This window comes from Flavobacterium notoginsengisoli, from assembly GCF_014207905.1.
In the GTDB taxonomy this organism is placed as follows: domain Bacteria; phylum Bacteroidota; class Bacteroidia; order Flavobacteriales; family Flavobacteriaceae; genus Flavobacterium; species Flavobacterium notoginsengisoli_A.
In genome coordinates, this window is sequence record NZ_JACHLB010000002.1 from 112,060 (window position 1) to 132,847 (window position 20,788).

General features: G+C 34.2%; 14 protein-coding genes and 1 pseudogene. 5 read left to right on the plus strand and 10 right to left on the minus strand.

What is annotated here, in order from left to right; translation table 11 throughout:
• The first annotated feature begins 34 nt into the window (after window positions 1-34).
• The gene (gene bglX / locus HNP35_RS07390; RefSeq protein ID WP_184159924.1) at window positions 35-2,332 is read left to right on the plus strand and encodes a beta-glucosidase BglX; all 2,298 of its coding nucleotides are present in this window, start codon (window positions 35-37) and stop codon (window positions 2,330-2,332) included.
• Window positions 2,333-2,429: 97 nt separating this feature from the next.
• Here bglX and HNP35_RS07395 read toward each other — a convergent pair whose 3' ends face one another.
• Window positions 2,430-2,765, minus strand: a complete 336-nt coding sequence (locus HNP35_RS07395; RefSeq protein WP_184159926.1) for a DUF5615 family PIN-like protein — start codon at window positions 2,763-2,765, stop codon at window positions 2,430-2,432.
• Window positions 2,765-2,995 (minus strand): DUF433 domain-containing protein, encoded by a 231-nt coding sequence (locus HNP35_RS07400; protein WP_184159928.1) that lies wholly within the window; start codon window positions 2,993-2,995, stop codon window positions 2,765-2,767. The genes HNP35_RS07395 and HNP35_RS07400 overlap by 1 nt, the downstream gene beginning before the upstream one ends.
• 107 nt (window positions 2,996-3,102) lie before the next feature.
• Between HNP35_RS07400 and HNP35_RS07405 the strand changes: the two genes are divergently transcribed.
• Window positions 3,103-4,059, plus strand: coding sequence for an aldo/keto reductase (locus tag HNP35_RS07405; protein ID WP_184159930.1), 957 nt, complete (start codon window positions 3,103-3,105; stop codon window positions 4,057-4,059).
• 56 nt (window positions 4,060-4,115) lie between these two features.
• Here HNP35_RS07405 and HNP35_RS07410 read toward each other — a convergent pair.
• The 8 genes and pseudogenes from HNP35_RS07410 to HNP35_RS07445 form a co-directional block, all read right to left on the minus strand.
• Window positions 4,116-6,095 (minus strand): annotated as a pseudogene (locus HNP35_RS07410) (glycoside hydrolase family 97 protein).
• Between the two features lie 131 nt (window positions 6,096-6,226).
• Window positions 6,227-7,513 (minus strand): glycoside hydrolase 5 family protein, encoded by a 1,287-nt coding sequence (locus tag HNP35_RS07415; RefSeq protein ID WP_184159932.1) that lies wholly within the window; start codon window positions 7,511-7,513, stop codon window positions 6,227-6,229.
• Window positions 7,514-7,676: 163 nt separating this feature from the next.
• A complete protein-coding gene (locus HNP35_RS07420) occupies window positions 7,677-8,906 on the minus strand; it encodes a glycoside hydrolase family 26 protein (protein WP_184159934.1) in 1,230 nt (409 codons plus the stop codon).
• 6 nt (window positions 8,907-8,912) lie between these two features.
• Complete coding sequence (locus HNP35_RS07425; RefSeq protein WP_184159936.1) at window positions 8,913-9,461, minus strand: carbohydrate binding domain-containing protein; 549 nt, start codon at window positions 9,459-9,461, stop codon at window positions 8,913-8,915.
• A 34-nt stretch (window positions 9,462-9,495) separates the two neighbouring features.
• Complete coding sequence (locus tag HNP35_RS07430) at window positions 9,496-10,686, minus strand: AGE family epimerase/isomerase (RefSeq protein ID WP_184159938.1); 1,191 nt, start codon at window positions 10,684-10,686, stop codon at window positions 9,496-9,498.
• Window positions 10,687-10,692: 6 nt separating this feature from the next.
• On the minus strand, window positions 10,693-11,883 hold the full coding sequence (locus HNP35_RS07435) for a glycoside hydrolase family 130 protein (RefSeq protein ID WP_184159940.1): 1,191 nt from the start codon (window positions 11,881-11,883) through the stop codon (window positions 10,693-10,695).
• Window positions 11,884-11,910: 27 nt separating this feature from the next.
• Complete coding sequence (locus HNP35_RS07440) at window positions 11,911-13,302, minus strand: MFS transporter (protein WP_184159942.1); 1,392 nt, start codon at window positions 13,300-13,302, stop codon at window positions 11,911-11,913.
• 39 nt (window positions 13,303-13,341) lie between these two features.
• The gene (locus tag HNP35_RS07445; protein ID WP_184159943.1) at window positions 13,342-14,478 is read right to left on the minus strand and encodes a glycoside hydrolase family 26 protein; all 1,137 of its coding nucleotides are present in this window, start codon (window positions 14,476-14,478) and stop codon (window positions 13,342-13,344) included.
• A gap of 304 nt (window positions 14,479-14,782) precedes the next feature.
• Here HNP35_RS07445 and HNP35_RS07450 point away from each other — a divergent pair, with 304 nt between their 5' ends.
• From HNP35_RS07450 to HNP35_RS07460, 3 genes are all read left to right on the plus strand, one after another.
• Entirely contained in the window at window positions 14,783-15,661 is an 879-nt protein-coding gene (locus HNP35_RS07450) for an AraC family transcriptional regulator (protein WP_184159945.1), read from the plus strand.
• 318 nt (window positions 15,662-15,979) lie between these two features.
• A complete protein-coding gene (locus tag HNP35_RS07455; RefSeq protein ID WP_184159947.1) occupies window positions 15,980-19,177 on the plus strand; it encodes a SusC/RagA family TonB-linked outer membrane protein in 3,198 nt (1,065 codons plus the stop codon).
• Between the two features lie 12 nt (window positions 19,178-19,189).
• Window positions 19,190-20,788 (plus strand): RagB/SusD family nutrient uptake outer membrane protein, encoded by a 1,599-nt coding sequence (locus HNP35_RS07460; RefSeq protein ID WP_184159949.1) that lies wholly within the window; start codon window positions 19,190-19,192, stop codon window positions 20,786-20,788.

Consider the following 20,788-nt stretch of genomic DNA (forward strand, 5'->3'; position numbering starts at 1 on the left):
GAATCTTAAAAAAAAAACTAACTAAACCACAAATATGAAAAATAAAAAAATACTAATTATTGGAGTTTTTGCTCTGTTTACTGTTGGAAATATGAATGCACAAAAAAAGCCGTATCTGGATAAGAATAAAACTGTTGAACAACGTATAGATCTGCTTTTACCGTTAATGACGTTGGAAGAAAAAGTAGGGCAAATGAACCAATATAATGGTTTTTGGGATGTTACGGGGCCAGCGCCAAAAGGCGGAACGGCAGAATTAAAATACGAACATTTAAGAAAAGGATTAGTCGGATCGATGCTTACGGTGCGTGGCGTGAAAGAAGTGCGTGCCGTACAGAAAATTGCGGTGGAAGAAACTCGTTTGGGAATTCCGTTGATTATTGGTTTTGACGTAATTCATGGTTATAAAACGTTAAGTCCGATTCCGTTAGCTGAAGCAGCAAGTTGGGATTTAGAAGCGATTAAGAAATCGGCGGCGATTGCGGCAGATGAGGCTTCTGCGTCAGGAATTAACTGGACTTTTGGTCCAAATGTCGATGTTGCGAATGATGCGCGTTGGGGACGTGTTATGGAAGGCGCAGGAGAAGATCCGTATTTAGGAAGCAAAGTGGGTTATGCCAGAGTAAAAGGTTTTCAAGGAGAAACGGTGGCCGATTTGGCTAAAGTAAATACTATTGCGGCTTGTGCGAAACACTTTGCCGCTTATGGTTATGTGGAAGCAGGATTGGAATATAATATTGTAGATATCAGTAATTCTAAATTGTACAATTCGGTTTTGCCTCCTTTTAAAGCCACTGTTGATGCAGGAGTTCGTACGTTTATGAATTCGTTTAATACTTTGAATGGTGTTCCGGCAACTGGAAATGCCTTTTTGCAAAGAGATATTTTAAAAGGAAAATGGAAGTTTGACGGATTTGTAATTTCGGATTACGCTTCGATTCGCGAAATGATCGCGCACGGTTATGCAAAAGACGAAGCTGATGCAACGGCAAAAGCGGTTATTGCAGGTTCTGATATGGATATGGAATCGTATTTATATGTTGCCAAATTAGTTGACTTAGTAAAATCTGGAAAAGTAAAAGAATCTTTGGTTGATGATGCTGTTCGCAGAATTTTAAGAGTGAAATTTGAGTTAGGATTATTTGATGATCCGTACAGATATTGTGACGAAAAACGTGAAAAAGAAGTTGTTGGAAGCAAAGCTAACAATGAGGGCGTTTTGGATATGGCGAAGAAATCTATCGTTTTATTAAAAAATGAAAAAAATCTACTTCCGCTAAAGAAATCCGGACAGAAAATCGCTTTGATTGGAGCTTTAGCAAATGATAAAAACAGTCCGTTGGGAAGCTGGAGAATTGCCGCTTCTGATGACACTGCGGTTTCGGTTTTAGAAGGAATGCAGCAATACAAAAACAATCAGTTGACTTTTGAAAAAGGAGTTGATTTATTGAAACAAAAAGCGACTTTCTTAACAGAAACAGTTTTCAATACCACAGATAAAAGCGGATTTGAAGCTGCAAAAACAGCTGCAAAAAATGCCGATGTTGTGGTAATGGTTTTAGGTGAATACGGATTCCAAAGTGGAGAGGGAAGAAGCCGTACCGATTTGAATCTGCCAGGATTACAGCAAGAATTATTAGAAGAAATTTTTAAAGTAAATCCGAATGTAGTTTTGGTTTTAAATAATGGCCGTCCGTTGAGTATTCCGTGGGCTGCAGAAAATGTTCCAGCAATTGTGGAAGCTTGGCATTTAGGAACTCAAACCGGAAATGCTGTAGCGCAGGTTTTATACGGAGATTATAATCCGAGCGGAAAACTGCCAATGTCATTTCCTAGAAATGTAGGTCAGGTGCCGATTTATTATAACAAATACAGTACAGGAAGACCAATTGACAGTGATAAAAATGTTTTCTGGTCACATTACATGGATGTGGAAAAAACACCTCAATTTTCGTTTGGTTTTGGATTAAGCTACACTAAATTCGATTATAAAAACCTTAAAATTAATAAACCTGCTTTTGCAAAAGGAGAAAATGTTCAAGTAAGTGTTGAGGTTACAAACTCAGGAAATTACGACGGAAAAGAAGTGGTGCAATTATACATTCATGATGAATACGCAAGCATCGTTCGTCCGATTAAAGAATTAAAAGGCTTTGAATTGGTAAATCTGAAAAAAGGAGAAACAAAAACGGTAAACTTTACTTTAACGGATAAGGAACTTGGATTTTATAATAATGAAGGCGCTTATTTAGTTGAACCGGGAACTTTTAAAATCATGGTTGGAGGAAGCTCTGATAAAGGGTTGCAAAGTGGTTTTGAAATTAAAGAATAGTTTTTTTGAGGTTCAAAGGGACAAAGAGACAAAGGTTTTTTCGCCACGAATTCACGAATTTTGAAACTAGTAATTCGTGAATTCGTGGCGATTTCTTTTAATAGATTTCTAAAATCATTAATTCGTCATTTAGATTAAATGATTCTATAATATCTTTTTTTGAAATAAGCAGCTCAGCTATTTGTTTAGTGTTTTTATTGAAAGTTTTTAAAATAATTACTTTTGGAGGAACTCCTCTAAGAAGTAATAATTTTTCAAAATCATCATCATGGGTAAGAATGGTAAAATTGTTTTTTCTGGCATATTCCCAAATCTCCAAATCTTTTGCAGGCTGATTTACGGGAATGTCTTTAGAATGAAAACAATCAGGAAAATCAGTTTCAATAAGTTTGGTTATTCTCCAGGAAATATTGGCATCTAAAAGCAGTTTCATTATGCTGCAATTATTTTTGTGATATTTTCTCTATTAGCAGCAAAGGCTAAAGCAGCAAGAATATGTTCTTTATTTAATTCAGGGAAATCTTCAATAATTTCTTCGAACGACATTCCTGTAGAAAGCCATGAAAGTATATCCGAAACACAAATTCTAGTTCCTGTTATTACGGGTTTACCAAATCTGATATCAGGATTTATTGAAATTAAGTTTTGCCAGCTAGTATTCATAATTTTAGAATTTAAACAAATTTACAAAATTTAAAATGAATTAGATTTTTAATTATTGGCGTTTGTTTTTTACCTTTAAAATCTATTAAAACTCCAAAATTAAAACAATGAAATATAACAGATGCGGGAAAAGCGGATTGCTGCTTCCAGAGATTTCTTTAGGATTATGGCACAACTTCGGATCGGTGGATAATTTTGATAATGCCGAAAGCATTGCTGTAGAAGCTTTTGATAAAGGAATTACTCATTATGATTTAGCGAACAATTACGGACCTGTTCCAGGTTCTGCCGAAACTAATTTTGGTAAAATTCTTTGGCATAACTTTCAAGGAAATTTGCGAGATGAAATTATTATTTCAACCAAAGCTGGTTACACCATGTGGGACGGACCTTATGGGGATTGGGGTTCTAGAAAATATTTATTGTCAAGTTTAGATCAGAGTTTGAAACGAATGAAAGTCGATTATGTTGATATTTTTTATTCGCATCGCCCAGATCCAGAAACGCCGATTGAGGAAACTATGATGGCTTTAGATTATGCTGTTAGAAGTGGAAAAGCTTTGTACGTTGGAATCAGTAATTATTCTGCGGAACAGACTCGTGTTGCGGTTGATGTTTTGAAGCAATTGGGAACGCCATGTTTGATTCACCAAGCTAAATATTCAATGCTACAACGTTGGGTAGAAGATGGGTTGTTAGATGTTTTAGAAGAAAAGGGAGTTGGCTGTATTGCCTTTTCGCCTTTGGCGCAAGGACTTTTGACTGATAAATATTTAAACGGAATTCCTGAAAATTCACGTGCGCATAATCCAAACGGACATTTGAGAGAAGATGAGGTGACGCAGGAACGTATTGAGAAATTAATTCAGCTGAATGAAATTGCTAAAAATAGAAACCAGTCTTTGGCACAAATGGCTTTGGCTTGGCTGCAGAAAGATAAACGAATTACATCGGTTTTAATTGGAGCAAGTTCTGTAAAACAATTGTGTAATAATATTGACTGTTTGCAGAATACCGAATTTACGCATGATGAATTGAATGCTATTGAGAAGATACTGGCGTAAAATGTTATTTGTAAAATGTAAAATGATAAAAAAGGAGAACAATTTGTTCTCCTTTTTTATTTAATAATCATTGCTAATCCACCACCGCTTGCTAAATGATATTTTAGTTTTGTCGTTGAATCAACAGTTATAATTTCTTTTTTATAATCGGTTGCAGCTTTGTCTGCGTTTAGTCCGTCTGAGAAAATTTCGGCTTGGAATTTTTTACCTTTTTCAAGGAAAGAAAAATCAATTGTAATATCTCTGGAATCCTAATTTGTGATGGCGCCTAAATACCAAATGTTTGCTTTTCTTCTGGCAATGGAAACGTATTTTCCAACTTCGCCATCAAGAGCAATGGTTTCATCAAAAGTAGTTGGAACTTTAGAGATGTAATCAGTGCTTTCCTGTTCTTTCATAAAAGCGGTTGGACTATCCGCCATCATTTGTAAAGGCGCTTCAAAAATGGTGTAAAGTGCCAATTGATGACATCTCGTTCCCTGACTCATTGGTGTCGAATGACTTGGTTTGAATTCGCTTTTGGTTGCATTTCGCATCGCACCAGGCGTATAATCCATTGGGCCTGCCATCATTCTAATAAATGGAATTGTTGTATCGTAAAGAGGCACATCGTCATTTGGTGTCCATTTATTATTTTCTAAACCTTTTACACCTTCAAAATTTAAAATATTTGGGAAAGTTCGCTGAATTCCAGTTGGCTTATACATTCCATGGAAATCAATGATTAGTTTATGGTTTGCTGCTTTTTGTGCAATATCATAAACAGAATTGACCATTTTTGCATCATCGCGATCGATAAAATCAACTTTGAAGCCTTTAACGCCCAGTTTTGCATAATTGTCAAAAACGGCGTCTACTTTATTGTTTATTGCCATCCACGAAGCCCACAAAATAATACCAACGTTTCTTTCTTTCGCGTAAGCAATCAAATCTTCCAAATTCACATTCGGATTGTGTTTCATAATATCGGTTTCAACACTCCAGCCTTCGTCCAAAACAACATATTCAACTTTGTTTTTAGAAGCAAAATCAATGTAGTATTTATAGGTTTGGGTATTAATTCCCGCTTTAAAATCGACGTTATAAATATTCCAGTCGTTCCACCAATCCCAAGCGACTTTTCCAGGTTTTATCCATGCAACGTCTTTTATTCTTGATGGTGCTGCCAATTTCTGAACCATATCATTATTAGCTAAATCAGCGTCGTTTTCAGCAATAACAATCGCTCTCCACGGAAAAGTTCTTGTGCCTTTGGTTTTTACCAAATAATCAGCTCTTTCGGTAATTAATTTATTTAGGAAATTAAATCCACCATTGGTTTCTTGAGTTGGATACTTTGAAAAACGAGATTCAAAACCTGTTTTATTTTTATTGTTGGTGACAAATAATCCCGGATAATCTTCTAAATCTGCTTCTAAGAAGACAGCTTTTTTATGGTTTTTATAATCAATTAAAAAAGGTAAAAATGCCAAAGTATCTTTCGAAAATCCGCTTATTTTTTTGTTTTCATAATGTGATTCAAAAGAAGAAATAAACTGATCTTTTGGGTTTCTTAAATCGCGAACGTAAGGTATCAAAGTGTTGTAATCCTGATCAAAATTTAAAACAACTTCTTCATTTTTAACTGTAATTTCTTTTTTCTTTTTTGTGATGAAACGATACGCCGCGCCATCATCAAAAACACGAAATTCAAGACTGAAATCGTTTTTGAAATTAATCGTCAATTTGCTGTATTGATCTTTTACGGTTTTCTTTTTGTACAAAGGTGTTTCAAAAGAAGTATTGATACTTTCTTTTTTCGAATTTAAAACAATTGGATTCTGTCCTAAAATAACATTCCCATCCAAAGTCAGAGCCATTTCAGATGGAGCCAAAATCAAATCTTTTTCATGTGAAATTGACCAAGAGATTTTATCATTCAAAGCAATTTTTACTTCAATTTTTCCATTTGGAGAGACTACACTAAAATCCTGTTTTTTCTGTGCGAAAGAAAAGTTTATGATTAGAAAACAGAAAAGAATAAATGTATTTTTCATGTTGTGTTTTTATCAAATTTTGATTTTGTTATTCTGTTGAGACACATCGCAGCGCGTCTAACGTATTGTGGATATTTGTTGTGTAGACGCACTGCGGTGCGTCTCTACAGAAAATAGGGATGAATTCTATTCTATTTTTTTAATTCTAAATTGTAATCTTTCACAATTTTCAATGTCGATAGATCTCCATTAAAAACAGAATTTAAACCTTGCGGTTCTTGCGGTGGGTCTGTTGTAAAAGGTTCGCCCGGATTCCATTTTCCATCAGGATGAATAGCTTTCCCTTCTCCACCGTAACCCCAGAAATTTGCTGCTCTTAATGGTCCGCCATTTTTAACACTTTCTACAACTCTTCCAAAAATATAGCTGTAAAATTTATCTCTGTAAACGGAAGAAGCTCCTGCGTTTAGATTTTCGTTTTCTCTTGGAAGACCAAATTCTTCAATAATAATAGGCCTTTTCAGATTGTTGGCTACTTTAATATGATCATCAATATATTTTCCAGCATTTTCAATTGTTTTTGGAAATGTCGCTTCTGCATTATCAGCTTTAAACCAATTCCAGTTTTTAGGCCAAATGTGCATGGTCAAATAATCGATATTCGGATTTTTGTGTGTTCTTTCGAAAATTTCCATGCTGTCGTTTGAACTGTTTTTCCCTTCAGAACCTGTTGAAACCAAATGATTTTTGTCTAAACTGTCAATCAGATCGACAATGTTATTTAGCCATTTTGTGAATTTTGCTTCGTTTTCTACGGTAAAAAGTCTCGGCTCATTTCCAACTTGCCACGCCATAATGGTGTTGTCTTCGTTGTATTTCTTTTTAGAATAAGCATTTGTTCTGCCAATAATAAACTTAACATGATTATTCAAAGCCTCCATACAAGGTTCGCAACTATGAAATTGCTCGGTATAAGACATAAATTGTGGCCAAGTATTCGGCGGAATAGCGGGAACGGGAACAGGACCTTTACCATTCCATTCTAAATATTGTGACATACCGCCAGACCATTCCCAGTTATTGGTCAGATACAAAACGGCGTACATTTTACGCTTGCTCATTTCATTAATCAAGAAATCCAATCCGTCCAACAAATCCTCGTCGTATTTTCCTTGTTCATATTGCAATGCAGGACGAACCGTAAAGTCGTATTTTCCGCCATCGGCACCTACTAAAATGCGTAAATTATCGATTCCGTTTTTCTGCATTAAATCCAATTCACGAAGCAGTCTTTTGCGATCGCCAATTTTCTTTGAAGCAAGCATACTTCCATACCAATAATTGGTTCCGATGTATGCATAAGGTTTATCGCCTTTGTAAAACTGGTTTCCTTTTACACTAATTTTTTCTTGCGCTTGACAAGCAATTACTGAGAAAAGCAAGGCAAGAGAAAGTGTTTTAAAAAATCTATTTTTCATAATTTATATTTTAAGGAGCTATTCCCGCTATCCGTTGCAATCTTTTTGTGTCTCGTTAAAGAAACGAGACACAAAAAGGATTTCCACTTCTATCGGGGCTAGGGCAATCCGTTATATTACGCGTTTTATTTTGAACTTGAAACTTTAAACCTGAAACAAAAAACTATTTAGGCATTTCATACATTTTTGGCAACGAATTGACCAAAGCCGATTTAGTTTTTAAACTGAATGTTTTAAAATCACTTGTATTTGAAACCGTTCCGTTTGGAACATAATAGCCATCTACAGTATTATTCCAAAACATGACATAACTTATCTGAATATCATTTTTAGTCAAAGCGCTGTATAATAAAGTCGAAAACCAATCTGTAATGGCTGGCGTTGTATTGGTAACACGGTATCCAGTTTCGGTTAAAGCCGCGATTTTTACTTTAGATTTTGCGTAATCTGAAAGGATTTTTAGTTTAGAATTTGCTTTGTCAGATCCCGTTTGACCTTGATTATTAAAGTCACCATAATTATCCATTCCGATAATATCAACATATTTATCTCCCGGATAACGGCTTAAATAATTGACTTCCGTTGTGTATGAATTATCGGGAGAAAAGGCATAGAGAATATTATGAACTCCTTTTGTGTTTTTCAAATAATCAACCGTAAACTGATAAGCTTTTTTGTATTCATCTGGAGTACAAAAATCGGCTCCCCACCAAAACCAGCTTCCGTCAAATTCGTGAAAAGGTCTAAAAATTACAGGAATCAATTCGCCATTCGAACCTTTTAGATTTGAAATAACTTTGGCTACTTTATCTAATTTCTTTTTATACCATTCGTTATTTGCTCCACCTGGAAGAATGCTTCTAAAAGCAGTCGATTTTTGCTCAGCCGTAATATCTGTAGCATAGAAAGACTCTTCTTTATTAGGTTCTCTCAAATGCCAACTGAAAGTATTGATTATTCCTTTCGCGTAAGCGGCTTTGGTATCTGCAATTATTTTTTGTTCTTGTTGATAAAACCAGTTGTTCGATTGTTCGTTATTGGTTTTATCAGTGATAAACATAAAGTCTGAACCTAAAACTGCTGGATCAAAACCTGTATTTTTTTTAATGTCTGAATCTCCGCCAGCATCTTGATAAAAGCTATTAAAAGCATCTTGTTGACCAATTGCTGTTTTGGTTTTTGCCAGTTTTTTTAAGTTATAAAATAAAGCTTGGGTTTCTTTTGTTGCATTTGGATCAACCATATAATTGGTAACGTTTGATGTCGTTAAAGGATCATCTTGTGTTGGTGGATCTACTATAACTTCATCGGTCGAATCATTATCTGAAGAACATCCGGCCAGAACTAAAATGGATAAACTCAGAAATAGTATTTTAAGAAAAGATTTTTTCATGGTTCACTATTTTGTTTCAGGACTTAATTTTGCAAATTCCTCTTCACCAAGCGCTATCATATTGACATCATCAAAAAAAACTGTTCCATTTGTCTGCGCTAATGCCAACATGATTCTTACCTTTTTTGCATTTGCTGGAATTTTTACAGCTTTTTTGTAATTGGTCCAGTCGGTTGTGTTTTTTGCCCTTCCGATAGTTTCTGAGCTAATTTGTTTATCGGCTGCATTGATAAATTCTATAATGATTGCAGCGGCTTTATAATCTTCTTTTTGACTTTCTACTTGATCCGTTTTCATCCAAGCACTGCATTCAACGGCGTAACTGTTTTTCGGAATTAAAATGGTTTGATCTAAAGCGCGCCATTCTGCTCCCGTATATTGATTGATTAAGGCGCTGCTTCTTCCCGTTTTTTTATCGTAAGATGAAAGTGCTGCATTTTCTTGTCCAGTCCAATTGATAAGATCTCTTTCAAAACCAGAATTTTTTACGAGATTCATTTGCGCGTTTGACATTGTGGCAAGAAATAATAAACTAAAAAGTAAAAGCTGTTTCATGATAATATTATGCTAAGATTTTAAACTAAATAGGTTAATCTTTGATTCGGGTAATAAGTTCTAGGCAAGCGCGGCTATTATGATAAGGACATTTCCAGAATCCGGCTTTATCTTTTTTCATTAGAGAATAATCACTGAAAATTCCCCAATGCCATTCGCCATTTTTCTGGTCAATAATATATTTTTTTGTGAATTTCCAGATTTTATAAACGATATCCAAATATTCTTCTTTTCCAGTTAATTGATAAGCATTGTAAAAACCAATTAAAGCTTCTGCTTGTGGCCACCAATGTTTTTCTGGAATCAATTCGTTTTTTTCGGGATCAAATTCATACCATAAACCGCCATCGGTATCTAAACCTTCTTTTGTGGCTTCTGCAATTTGAATCGCGTATTTTTTATAATTGGCAATTAAAGTTTCATTTCCTGAAATTTCAGCGCATTGTTGTAAAAGCCAAGCCGCTTCAATATCATGTCCGTATGAAATCACATCTGGTTTTTCGACCCAATTTTCATCAAAAAACAAATGTAAATGCCCTGTTTCTGGATTGATAAAATGTTTTTCGATTGTTTCTAATAATTCTATAATGTCTTTTAGCAGATTTTCGTCTTTCCAAACTTTATATAAATTCACATAACCCTCAATAATATGAAGATGTGTATTCATAGTTTTCTTTTCGTTGGCATCTTTTTCGCTTAAGCGTAAATCTTCAATTGGTTGCCAATCTCTGGTAAAAGCTTCCAGATAACCTTTGTTTACTTTGTCGTAACTATGTTCTTGAATTTTTGAATATAAATTTTTAGCAATTTCTAAGGCTTTTTCGTCTTTAGAAATCGCATAATATTCAGACAATCCGTAAATCGCAAAGGCTAGCGCATAAATCTGATTTTTGGTGTCTTTTGGAGTTTTATCCTCATTAATACTCCAAAAAAGACCTCCAAACTGTGTGTCATAAAAATTTTCGGCTAGATATTCAAATGCTCTTTTTGCCAGTTTTTTGTGGTTTTCGTTTTTTGTGGTTGAATAACTGGCAGAAAACGTCCAAAGAATTCGGGCATTTAAAACCGAACCTTTTTCAGCATTGGCAATTTGATGATCATTAAAATCAATTTGTCCGACAAAACCACCATTTTGATTGTCTAAAGTTCGTTCTGACCAATAGTTTAAAATGGATTCTAATTCTGCATTCAATTCAGATTTTAAAAGCTTTCTTTGTAGTGACACGATATTTTAAATTGCGTTATTTTTTTCGATTTGATTGATAATTGTCTGTACAGAACCTGCAGAAATAAATGTATCGGCTGGTGTATTAATTACATAATCAACTAATTGATCTATAGAAGAAACAGCGACATGCATTCTCGTATCTGATGAAGCATAATAAATGTAAACTGTTCCGTTTTCGTCTTCAATCCAACCGTTTGAGAATAAAACGTTTGATACGTCACCGACTCTTTCAATTCCTTCCGGTCCCATAAAATGTCCTGCTGGAACGTGAGTAACTTTAGAAATATCGTTCAAATCAGTCATAAAAAGGTATAATGTATAACGTAATCCTGCAGCAGTATTACGAACTCCATGCGCCATATGTAGCCATCCTTTTGATGTTTTAATTGGAGCTGGACCCAAACCATTTTTCAATTCATAAATGGTATGATATTGTTTTCCGAAAATGATTTTTTCGTCTTTAACAATTGGATTATTCATGTCTTCAACATAACCTAAACCGATTCCGCCGCCGCTTCCAACATCAATAAAACCATCTTGCGGGCGTGTATATAAAGCATATTTTCCGTTTACAAATTCTGGATGTAAAACTACATTTCGTTGTTGTCCCGTATTTGAAATCAAATCAGGAAGTCTTTCCCAATTTACCAAATCTTTAGAACGGACAATTCCTGCATTTGCCACGGCTGAACTCGTATCTCCTTTTGGTGCATTTGGATCTTTTCTTTCGGTACAGAAAATGCCGTAAACAAATCCGTCTTCGTGATTTATTAAACGCATGTCGTAAACGTTGGTATCTGGATCTTCTGTTTGTGGAATTACGCAAGGTTTGTCCCAAAACTTGAAATTATCAATTCCGTTTGGGCTTTCAGCAATTGCGAAAAAAGATTTTCTATCAATTCCTTCTACACGAACAGCCAAAAGATATTTTCCGTTCCATTTCATTGCTCCAGCATTGAAAGCAGCGTTTATGCCGATTCTTTCCTGTAAAAATGGATTTGTATTTTCGTTAAAATCATAACGCCAGTTTAATGGCACGTGCGCTGCTGTCACAACTGGGTTTTCGTAACGTTCGTAAATTCCGTTTCCGATAGTTTGCTGTGGCTGATTTTTTTGTTCTATTAATGTTTTATGCTGTTTTTCTAACGCCGATTTTCTTTCTTGAAAAGTAGCTGAAGAGGTTATTGTTGTCATATGATTTGATTTCTTTGTCTGTATTTTTTAATGGTTTTGATTTCTCTTTTCGTTTAAATCCTGTTCTATAATCTGTAATTTTTCTTCTGATAAAGGGTAAAATAAAATGAATGCTACTGAAACTGCCGCAGCAATTGCAGGAAGTATGCTTAACATTAACTGAATTCCGTTTTGAGCTGTTGCAGTTTGTTCAACATTGGCTTGAAAACCGTAATAACCTAAAAGCCATCCAGCGCCAGCGCCTCCAATTGTCCATCCGAATTTTTGCGACATTGAAGAAGCAGAAAAGACTAATCCTGTTGCTCTTCTTCCTTGTTTCCATTCCGAGTAATCAGCGCTGTCAGCATACATTGACCAGATTAAAGGGAAAATGCAACCCGCACAAATGCTGATTAAAACTTGAAAACTCATAATTAGCATTACATCTTCTTTTCCGAATAAATAGAAAATCAAACTTAAAATTGTCGCTACTGCCATAGCGCCAAAAAAGGTTTTCTTTTTACCAATTTTATTGGCAATCGGTGTTGCAATGATTACTCCAATAATATTTGCTGCTTGTCCTAAAACCAAATAAATAGAAGTGGGAGTCATATGAAAATCGGTTCCGAAAAGTGAGAAATCGAAGTTTACGGCACTGCTTACATAATATTTGAAGTAATAAACGGCAGCGCCATCTCTGATGGAATTGAAAACTAAAGCTCCGATTCCTGCGCCAAGCAAAATCCACCAAGGTCTATTTTTCCAAAGATCTTTTAAGTCTTCTTTTAAGTTATTTTGTTCATTTTCGATAGGTTTGATTCTTTCTTTAGTGAATAAAAAACAAGCCCAGAAAAAGATAGTCGTGATTAATCCGAAAACAGCGATTGTAGCCAACCAGCCCGTTTTAGAATTTAAATTTCCTCCAAAATAATTTACTAAAGGTTCGATTAACCAAAGTGCTAGAAGACTTCCGCCGAATGCAAAAACCATACGGTAAGAAGAAAGCGTGTTTCTTTCTTTTCTGTCAGAAGACATTACGCCCAAAAGCGATGCATAAGGCACATTGATTAAAGAATAAATCATCATCATTAAGGAATAAGTAACATAAGCATAAATGATTTTTCCTTTTTCATCAAAATCTGGAGTATAGAAAGTTAAAACTCCAATCACGGCAAAAGGTATGGCAACCCAAAGTAAATAAGGTCTAAATTTTCCCCATTTGCTTTTAGTTCTGTCGGCTAAAATTCCAACAATTGGGTCAAAGCAAGAATCCCAAATTCTAGTAATTAAAAACATTGTACCAACTACGGCAGGCGCCAATCCGAAAACGTCGGTATAGAAAAATAGCAGGTACATGCTGAAAATTTTCCAAAACATTGAGGAAGCAGCGTCTCCAAGACCGTAACCTACTTTTTCTTTTAAACTAATTTTGTCGTGCATTAGATTTTTTTTAATGATTGAAATTTAAATTTGAGGCAATTATTTTAATTTTTTAGGAATGTCTTTTTCAAAGATAGTTTGATCCAGATTATAAAAATCTTTAAAATCTTTTTCGCTTACTTGTCCGCTAAACGGAGCATAATAATGCATTTTTTGTTCTTTTTCCTGCCAACCATGATTTCTCCATAATAACACATAAGAAATTTTATAATCTCCAATTGCTTTTAATAAAGTTCCTGTCCACCATTTTGGATCTGGAACGGCTTCGTAACCCGCTTCTGCCAAAGCCATCAATTTATTTTTTTTATGGCTGATTTCATTTAGTATTTTAAATTGATTTTGAACTTCACGAATGAATTTTTCACCATTCGGATCATTACCGTTTTGGTAACTGTCAAAACTTAAAATATCTGCATAGTTGTCTCCAGGATAATTCGTTAGAAAATCTTCTTCACTGCCAAAACCGCCTGTGTTGTAAACATAAATTAAATTGTGAACTCCTTTTTTCTGCAAATAATCAAAAGTAAACTTCCAAGCCGTTTTGAATTCTTCTGGAGTGCAATTTCCTTTTCCCCACCAAAACCATCCGCCGGTAAGTTCATGAAAAGGTCTAAATAGAATTGGAATATTTTTTCCGTTTTTATCTTTTAAAGAAAGAAAAAAAACAGCAGCTTTATCTAGCCATGAAGTAAATTTTTGGTTGTTTTCTCCGCCAGGAAGGATAGTTTTTAGAGAATTTGGAACATTATTCCAAGCGTCTTTTCCTGTTGCGGGATTATCAAAATGCCAGCTTATAGTAGAAATTCCGCCTCTTGCATTGGCTTCAATAATATATTGTTTCATTTTTTCGAATGGAACTCCATCTATATTATTAGCATTATCTTTTTCTAAACCAGCAATATCCCAACCGTAAACCGCAGGATAATCTCCAGCTGTTTCTTTTACGTCGCTTCTTCCATCTTCATATTTCCATTTCACGCCATAAGCTAAATCATCTTGATGTCCGAACAGAAAACCTTTTTGTGATAAATTATTTAGTTTTTGGTAAAGAGCTTTTGTCTCTGCTGTTGCTTTTTTGTCAGAAAGTGACAAATTAGTATTATTTGTGCTGTTATGCGATAGGCAAGAAGAACTCACAATTGCTGTTGCTAAAAGGGTTAGAAAATGGTTTTTCATTAGAAAATGGTTTAATTGGTTTCTGCTAAAAGCAAAATATACAGTTAATTATAGTTTTAAAAGCGTTTCGTTTTTTAGTCCGAATTTTTTTCAGCGTTATGCTGTTAAAATTATTAAAACTATAAAAAGTTATTTAATTAAAAATGATTAATGTTTATTATTAATGGTCTTTTTAAAGAATTGATAATTTGATTTTTCAAAGATAAACGGATGAATATAGTGTAATTAATATTATTTTATCAATTATATATCATATTATTGCAGTCAAAAAAAGAATATTGATTTCCTGAAAATAGTTTTTAAGATGAGTACTACAAAGAATTTTTATAGAGAAATTGCGCCCCTTGCGTCAAGTGACAGCTTTTTGGTTTTTGATCGCGTAAAAGATAGTTTTGATTTTCCGGTTCATTATCATCCAGAATTTGAGATTAATTTTATTTTGAATGGTAAAGGTGTAAAACGAGTTGTTGGAGATAATATTGAAGAAATTGATAACGTCGAATTGGTTTTAATTGGTCCGAATTTATATCACGGTTGGGAGCTTAATAAATGTACAAGTAAAAAAATTCACGAAATAACCATTCAGTTTCATAATGATTTGTTTCATGAATCTTTGTTGTCGAGACGTATTATGAATCCGATACGAGATATGTTTAACCGATCTATTCATGGAATTCTTTTTTCCAAAAAAACGGCCGAAGAATTAACGCCAAGACTTGTGAGGCTTTCAAAACTTGACGGTATGGACTACTTTTTAGAAATTACTTCTTTATTATATGATTTGGCAAATTCGAGAAATCAGCGTTTGCTTTCGACTTATACAGTTGATTACGATACTTTCGATGATTATGATAAAATGAAATTAGTTTACGAATACGTGCAAAAACATTTTGCTGAAAAAATCACTTTAGAAGATGTGGCAAATGTGGCGAGTATGTCGATTATTTCTTTTAATAGATTTATAAAAAAACGTACAGGTAAAACTTTTGTCAATTATATAAATGATATTAGAATTGGTTATGCGGCTCGTTGGCTAGTAGAGAAAGACATGAGCGTTTCTGAAGTTGCATTTAAATCTGGATTTAATAATATAGCCAATTTTAACCGCAGTTTTAAAGCTACTAAAAACTGCACTCCGAGTCAATATCGAGAAGATTTCTCAGGATTGAAGCGTATTTTATAGTGGTACTTTTTTGTCACTAATAAATATTATTTTTAACGAAAACGTTTGATTTTTAGCTTTTCGTTGGTTTTTATTCATACTACAGGTTGTTTTTGAGGATTGTCATTGCGAATAATTTAAAAAATACATGATTTTATTTTCATATGTGTTTTTTAAATCGTTTACAGTAAAAATATTATCATTAAATGATATAATATTATCGATTTGATAATCCCCAGTGTTATAGATTTGTTAAATAATTTAAAAGATAAAATATATCCAGGCTCGTTTTATCTTTTAGATTGGCAATAAACACTTTAAACTAACCAAACATTTATTATGAAAAAACTAATGACTAACTTTATTCATTGGAAGGCTAACCACAGAGCAGTTCCATTGATATTATTTTTGTTGCTGGCAAGTAATTTTATTACAGCTCAGGTAAAAGTTTCAGGAACTGTTTCTGACGAAAAAGGGTTATCGATTCCCGGAGCAAACATTTCGGTTGCAGGCTCTAAAACAACAGTTTCAACAGACTTTGATGGTAAATATTCTATTGATGTTCCGCCAAATTCGACTCTAGTATTTTCTTTCATCGGTTTCACAACACAAAAGGTAGCTGTAGAAGGTAAAAAAACGATTAACGTAATTTTAAAATCTAATGCAGAAGACTTAAAAGACGTAGTTGTAATTGGATACGGAACTCAAAAGCGTAAAGATGTAAACAGTGCGATTTCTAGTATTGCTTCTAAAGATATTGAAAATCTAAAAGTAGCTTCTTTTGATCAGATGATGCAAGGTAAAGCTGCTGGGGTAGTCGTAAATAGTAACTCTGGAGCGCCTGGAAGTAACGTTTCGGTAAGAATTCGTGGGGTTTCTTCTCTAACAGGTACAAATGAGCCTTTGTACGTTATTGATGGTGTGCCGATTTCTGGAGATGCAAGAAATTCATCTACTTCTGGAAGAAATGCGGCTGGAGATTCTAACTTCTCTAACGCGGGAAATATCACAATAAGTCCTTTATCATTAATCAATCCAAATGATATTGAATCTATCGATATTTTGAAAGATGCTTCTGCAACAGCAATTTATGGTTCTAGAGGAGCGAATGGAGTTGTAATTGTAACAACAAAATCGGGTAGAAAAGGAACGGGGAAATTAACTTTCGAGAACTCTTATTCTATTAGCAATCTGCCTAAAAAATTGCATTCAATGAATTTACAGCAATATGCAGTTCACCAAAACGCTTTGGCAGATGTTTATGATCCGACTGCAAAACGTCCTGAGTTTGCTCATCCAGAGATTTTGGGTGCTGGAACAGATTGGCAAGATGCGATTTATGAAACTGGAATCATGAAATCGAATCAGTTGTCTTTTTCTGGAGGTAAAGACGGAATCAATTATTATATTTCTGGAGGAGTTTTAAATCAGGAAGGAATTGTAATTGAGTCTGGTTTTAAAAGATATAATTTTAGATCTAATATCGATGCAAGGGTTAACAAATTCATCAGAGTTGGTGTAAACGTAAGCGGAGCTATTACAGATGAAAAATTAACATTAAACGGGCAATTCAATGGTGTTGTTGCTACTTCATTATTGGCAACTCCAGATGTTGCTGTTAGAGAATTGTCAGGTGCATTTGCAGGTCCGCCGGCGGGAGGACAGACTTCTTTTGTAAATCCTGTTGCGACTTCTTTATTAGGTTCGAATACATTAGTTAGAAAAAACTATTCTGGAAATTTCTACACGCAAATTGATATTTTAAAAGGTTTAGAATATCGTTTTGAAGCAGGTGGATATATTTATGACAATTTAGGACAGCGTTTTGATCCGATGTATTCTTTAGGAAATGCTGTAAAAAGTTATGCTAACTTATATTACAATCCATCAACTGGAAATTCTTGGAACTTAAAAAACATGCTTACTTATAAGAATACAATTGGTAAACACAATTTTACAGTTTTAGCCGTTCAGGAATCGAACAGAGCGCACTGGGAAGGTTATTCTATAACGGGTTACGGTTATAAAGACAATAATGATAAATCGCTTTCAGCTTCAGATTTGTCTAAAGCAGTTACAAGCGGAGTTTATTCTGGAACACAAACTTTAGCTTCTTATTTAGGAAGGGTAGTTTATGATTATGGAGATTTATATGGTTTGACTGCTTCTGTTAGAACGGATGGTTCTTCTAAATTCTTTGTTGGAAATAAATGGGGTGTTTTTAGTTCTGTAAGTGGTTCTTGGAAACTTTCTAATGAAAAATTTATGGAAGGCACAAGAAAATATGTTGACGGTATCAAGATTAGAGTTGGATGGGGACAAACAGGAAATAATCAAATCGGAAATAATCTATACGATTCTAATTTGCACTTAGTAAATAGCACAATGGGAACGTCTTATCTTCCTGCAAATACGCCAAATAAAGATTTGAAATGGGAAACTCAAGATCAGACGAATATCGGTCTAGATTTTAATATGTTTAGTTCAAAACTTACTGCTACGGTAGATGTGTATAAAAAAGTCAATAAAAATTTCTTGTACCAAGTGCCGCTTCCAAATTACCTTTCTGGAGGTGGAGATTACGAAGGTGGTGTAAATCCTCCTTACTTTAATCTTGGAAGTATGGAAAATAAAGGTATTGAAATTACATTAGGTTACACAGAAAAATTCTCTGATAATTTCTCTTGGAATGTGAGCGGTAACTTCACCAGATATGTAAATGAAGTGACTAATATGGCTGGCTTAAACATTGTAAAAACAATGAATACTCTAGCTTATAATACGGTAACAGTTTCTAGAACAACAGAAGGTCTTCCGATTGGTTCGTTTATTGGTTACGAAGCTTTAGGAATCTACAGAACTGATGATGATTTGACAAAATATGGTCATACGGATGGGAATGGAACTAAAGTTGTTTTAAAAGATGGAACAAACTCTTTACAGCCGGCATTCCAAAAAGGAGATGTGATTTATAAAGATCAAAACAATGATGGTGTTATTGATTTGAATGACTTAGTTCCAATTGGAAATCCAAATCCAAAATTCACTTATGGGTTAACTAATAATTTCAAATACAAAAATGTCGATTTATCTATTTTCCTTCAAGGAACTGCAGGAAATAAATTAATGAACTTAACCCGTTTGTCTGGTACGATGAACAGTTATATGGGAACAAATTATTTAACTGAAGCTGCTGATTTTTATTCTGCTTCAAATTTAGATGCATCGCTTCCTAGACCTTCAACTTATGATCATATCAATAATGCCATTTCAACTCGCAACATTGAAAACGGATCATATTTAAGAATTCAAAACGTAACTCTAGGATATTCGCTTCCTTCAGAAATGATTTCTAAACTAAGTTTAACAAGATTGAGAATTTATGCTTCTGGACAAAACTTATACACGTTTACGAAATATAAAGGATACGATCCTGAAGTAGGTTCTTTTAACCAAGATGCATTGTTGTCTGGTGTCGATAACGGGCGTTATCCTGTGCCAAGACAAATCACTTTTGGTTTTAATGTTGAATTTTAATACGAATTAAAGATGAAAAAAATAATACAAAGAAGCAGTGCAGTTTTTATGACATTATTAATGTTAATGTCTTCTTCTTGTTCTCAAGATTTCCTTGATGTTCCAGCCGAAGGAGCACCAACTGTTGGTAATTATTACGATTCGGATACGAAATTGGATAATGCGGCAAACGGATTGTACGGTATCGTTTGGTTTAATATGAATAAATCGGCTTTTTATGGTATTACAGATGTAATTTCTGGCAATATGTACGCAAGCCAATACAATGACTTTGGTAAGTTTACCGATTTGAGTTTTACAAATTCTCAAGCTTTTATTTCTGACGCATGGAGATCATGTTTTGGAGCAATTGCAAATTCTAACGCTTACATTAGTAATCTTCCGCAAAGTGTTGGTCCAAATGTTAGTAAAGAAGCTTTGAATAATGCTTTGGGAGAAGCACATTTTATTAGAGCTTTCTCTTATTTCTTCTTAGTAAGATTATGGGGAAATGTGCCAATTATTGAAAACAATGCAGATTATTCTAAAAATTTTGTAATTCCAAGTAATCCTGTCGAAGACGTTTATAAATTCATAGAAAACGACTTGAAATATGCAATTGCAAATTTGAGACAAAAGAATAGAGGTTCTGATTACGCTTCAAACGCACACGTATCAAGTGGATCTGCAAAAGCATTTCTTGCAAAAGTTTATCTATATCAGAAGAAATATGATTTAGCGAAAGCGATGGCACAAGAAGTAATCAATAGTGGAGAGTTTAAATTGTTGGGAGGAGAAGAGCTGCCAACAAAATCATTCGCAGATTTATGGCTTCAAAAAAATAATAACAACGAAGAATCTATTTTTTCTTGGCAATGGACAGGTGCTGGAACTTATTTTGAAGGAAATTTTTCGAATACTTTATTTGCGCCAGAAAACAGATTAGTAGAAACTACTTATTCTGGGCAGATTGCGCCTTCTCAAGATTTAATTCATAATGTTTTTGAAAATGGAGATAGAAGAAGAATTGAAACTTTTATGCTTCCAGGAGATTACTATCCAAATTTAACTTACGCACAAACATTGGCAGTAGATTCTCCGAAGCTTTTAGGGTACACTTTTGAATTGGCAAATGAAGCGCAAAATTCTGGAGCTGGTCTTAAAAAATATGTAATCGGAAAAGAAAATCTTCCAATAACTGGGCCCTTTAATGCGCCTTTTAATGGAGAAAGCAGTATGAATAGCTATATGATGCGTTATGCGGAATTGCTATTAATTCATGCAGAAGCTACTTTAGGATCTCAATCAGGAAGTACAACAGATGCTGGTGCTCTAAAATCGTTCAATGCAGTTCGTAAAAGAGCTGGTTTATCTGAAAAAGCATCAATTTCTTTCAATGATATTTTCAAAGAAAGACGTGCAGAATTGGCTTGCGAAGGAGATTATTATTTTGATTTAGGTCGTCTTCCTTTCGCTCAAGCTAAAGCAATTTTAGAAGCTCAAAATAGAGGAGATAAAGAAAATGAGAGACACATCACGATATCTGCAACAAACTTATTATTGCCTTATCCAGCTGATGATTTAATTAAAAATCCAAAATTAAAAGAAGTAGCACCGTATACTTTTAAATAA

Excerpts from the sequence above, each read along its gene's own strand:
- bglX (WP_184159924.1), top strand. The coding sequence starts at position 35 with ATGAAAAATAAAAAAATACTAATTATTGGAGTTTTTGCTCTGTTTACT.
- HNP35_RS07395 (WP_184159926.1), bottom strand. The coding sequence starts at position 2,765 with ATGAAACTGCTTTTAGATGCCAATATTTCCTGGAGAATAACCAAACTT.
- HNP35_RS07400 (WP_184159928.1), bottom strand. The coding sequence starts at position 2,995 with ATGAATACTAGCTGGCAAAACTTAATTTCAATAAATCCTGATATCAGA.
- HNP35_RS07405 (WP_184159930.1), top strand. The coding sequence starts at position 3,103 with ATGAAATATAACAGATGCGGGAAAAGCGGATTGCTGCTTCCAGAGATT.
- HNP35_RS07415 (WP_184159932.1), bottom strand. The coding sequence starts at position 7,513 with ATGAAAAATAGATTTTTTAAAACACTTTCTCTTGCCTTGCTTTTCTCA.
- HNP35_RS07420 (WP_184159934.1), bottom strand. The coding sequence starts at position 8,906 with ATGAAAAAATCTTTTCTTAAAATACTATTTCTGAGTTTATCCATTTTA.
- HNP35_RS07425 (WP_184159936.1), bottom strand. The coding sequence starts at position 9,461 with ATGAAACAGCTTTTACTTTTTAGTTTATTATTTCTTGCCACAATGTCA.
- HNP35_RS07435 (WP_184159940.1), bottom strand. The coding sequence starts at position 11,883 with ATGACAACAATAACCTCTTCAGCTACTTTTCAAGAAAGAAAATCGGCG.
- HNP35_RS07440 (WP_184159942.1), bottom strand. The coding sequence starts at position 13,302 with ATGCACGACAAAATTAGTTTAAAAGAAAAAGTAGGTTACGGTCTTGGA.
- HNP35_RS07445 (WP_184159943.1), bottom strand. The coding sequence starts at position 14,478 with ATGAAAAACCATTTTCTAACCCTTTTAGCAACAGCAATTGTGAGTTCT.
- HNP35_RS07450 (WP_184159945.1), top strand. The coding sequence starts at position 14,783 with ATGAGTACTACAAAGAATTTTTATAGAGAAATTGCGCCCCTTGCGTCA.
- HNP35_RS07455 (WP_184159947.1), top strand. The coding sequence starts at position 15,980 with ATGAAAAAACTAATGACTAACTTTATTCATTGGAAGGCTAACCACAGA.
- HNP35_RS07460 (WP_184159949.1), top strand. The coding sequence starts at position 19,190 with ATGAAAAAAATAATACAAAGAAGCAGTGCAGTTTTTATGACATTATTA.